This window comes from Rummeliibacillus stabekisii (assembly GCF_007988965.1).
Lineage (GTDB): Bacteria > Bacillota > Bacilli > Bacillales_A > Planococcaceae > Rummeliibacillus > Rummeliibacillus stabekisii.
On record NZ_BJVD01000023.1, the window covers coordinates 1 to 1,660 of the forward strand.

A 1,660-nucleotide genomic window follows, 5' to 3' on the forward strand; every position below is an offset into this window, starting at 1 on the left:
AAAGATGATGCGCTAGTGAAATTTTGAGCAATCAAACACTTTTATGGAGAGTTTGATCCTGGCTCAGGACGAACGCTGGCGGCGTGCCTAATACATGCAAGTCGAGCGAATGACGAGGAGCTTGCTCCTCTGATTTAGCGGCGGACGGGTGAGTAACACGTGGGCAACCTGCCCTGCAGACTGGGATAACTTCGGGAAACCGGAGCTAATACCGGATAATCCATTTTACTTCATGGTGAAATGTTGAAAGGCGCTTTCGCGCCACTGCAGGATGGGCCCGCGGTGCATTAGCTAGTTGGTGGGGTAACGGCCTACCAAGGCGACGATGCATAGCCGACCTGAGAGGGTGATCGGCCACATTGGGACTGAGACACGGCCCAAACTCCTACGGGAGGCAGCAGTAGGGAATCTTCCACAATGGACGAAAGTCTGATGGAGCAACGCCGCGTGAGTGATGAAGGTTTTCGGATCGTAAAACTCTGTTGTAAGGGAAGAACAAGTACGTTAGGAAATGAACGTACCTTGACGGTACCTTATTAGAAAGCCACGGCTAACTACGTGCCAGCAGCCGCGGTAATACGTAGGTGGCAAGCGTTGTCCGGATTTATTGGGCGTAAAGCGCGCGCAGGTGGTTTCTTAAGTCTGATGTGAAATCTCGCGGCTCAACCGCGAGCGGTCATTGGAAACTGGGGAACTTGAGTGCAGAAGAGGATAGTGGAATTCCAAGTGTAGCGGTGAAATGCGTAGAGATTTGGAGGAACACCAGTGGCGAAGGCGACTGTCTGGTCTGTAACTGACACTGAGGCGCGAAAGCGTGGGGAGCAAACAGGATTAGATACCCTGGTAGTCCACGCCGTAAACGATGAGTGCTAAGTGTTAGGGGGTTTCCGCCCCTTAGTGCTGCAGCTAACGCATTAAGCACTCCGCCTGGGGAGTACGACCGCAAGGTTGAAACTCAAAGGAATTGACGGGGGCCCGCACAAGCGGTGGAGCATGTGGTTTAATTCGAAGCAACGCGAAGAACCTTACCAGGTCTTGACATCCCAGTGACCGCTCTAGAGATAGAGTTTTCCCTTCGGGGACATTGGTGACAGGTGGTGCATGGTTGTCGTCAGCTCGTGTCGTGAGATGTTGGGTTAAGTCCCGCAACGAGCGCAACCCTTGATCTTAGTTGCCATCATTTAGTTGGGCACTCTAAGGTGACTGCCGGTGACAAACCGGAGGAAGGTGGGGATGACGTCAAATCATCATGCCCCTTATGACCTGGGCTACACACGTGCTACAATGGACGGTACAAAGAGTCGCAAACTCGCGAGAGCAAGCTAATCTCATAAAACCGTTCTCAGTTCGGATTGTAGGCTGCAACTCGCCTACATGAAGCCGGAATCGCTAGTAATCGCGGATCAGCATGCCGCGGTGAATACGTTCCCGGGCCTTGTACACACCGCCCGTCACACCACGAGAGTTTGTAACACCCGAAGTCGGTGAGGTAACCTTTTGGGGCCAGCCGCCGAAGGTGGGATAGATGATTGGGGTGAAGTCGTAACAAGGTAGCCGTATCGGAAGGTGCGGCTGGATCACCTCCTTTCTAAGGAATTTAACGGAATACAGACTTCGTCTGTAGGATTAACATCTTGCTGTTCAGTTTTGAGGGTTCATA

1 rRNA gene is annotated in these 1,660 nt (G+C 52.3%); it reads left to right on the forward strand.

The annotated features are described in order from the left end of the window. Positions 1-40 precede the first annotated feature (40 nt). Positions 41-1,588, forward strand: a 16S ribosomal RNA gene (locus RST01_RS15890). Positions 1,589-1,660 lie beyond the last annotated feature (72 nt).